2 protein-coding genes are annotated in these 514 nt (G+C 43.6%); both read left to right on the plus strand.

Going from position 1 to position 514, the window contains the following annotated elements; genetic code table 11:
• The coding region (locus KQI32_RS13310) for a hypothetical protein (protein WP_216426162.1) at positions 1–207 on the plus strand (207 nt) is incomplete at its 5' end.
• Positions 150–413, plus strand: coding sequence for an IS3 family transposase (locus KQI32_RS13740; RefSeq protein WP_216426161.1), 264 nt, complete (start codon positions 150–152; stop codon positions 411–413). The genes KQI32_RS13310 and KQI32_RS13740, both read left to right, overlap by 58 nt.
• Positions 414–514 lie beyond the last annotated feature (101 nt).

Below are 514 nucleotides of genomic sequence, written 5' to 3' on the forward strand. Positions count from 1 at the left end.
GCCGGATTAAGGCTTGAGTTTTTGCCATGTTTCTGTTATATTGAAAAAGCAGGGAGCAAAAACACTCCCTGCCAACCAATTTTACCCTTGTTTGGACTTTACACAAAGTTAGAAGCAGACCCCAAGAAAAAGAGAAGGTCACTGCACAGATGCAACTTCACAGTGACCAAGGCTTTCAGTATACTTCACAAGCCTACTTCAAGCTAACACAATCATACGGCATTACTCCATCAATGTCAAGCCGAGGAAATCCGTATGACAACGCTTTAGCTGAAAATTTCTTTTCCATTCTTAAAACAGAGTGCATCTATCGCGCTAAACTTCCGACTTATGAGGAGGCGCGCCTCCTCATAAGTGAATATATCCATTTTTACAACAACGAGCGTATTCAACTAAATCAGAACCACCAGTAAACTGGTGGTTTGCACAGCCCCTATAAGGGGCTATTACAGGCTTAGCCTCTCTAAGAGGCACCGAAAGTTTGACACCGCATTACTATCACAGGCAGCCGCTC

The sequence above is a fragment of the Acetivibrio sp. MSJd-27 genome, from assembly GCF_018918095.1.
In the GTDB taxonomy this organism is placed as follows: Bacteria; Bacillota; Clostridia; order UMGS1840; family HGM11507; genus HGM11507.

Bases quoted from the DNA above. Each gene is read 5' to 3' on its own strand.
- KQI32_RS13740 (WP_216426161.1), top strand. From the start codon at position 150: ATGCAACTTCACAGTGACCAAGGCTTTCAGTATACTTCACAAGCCTAC.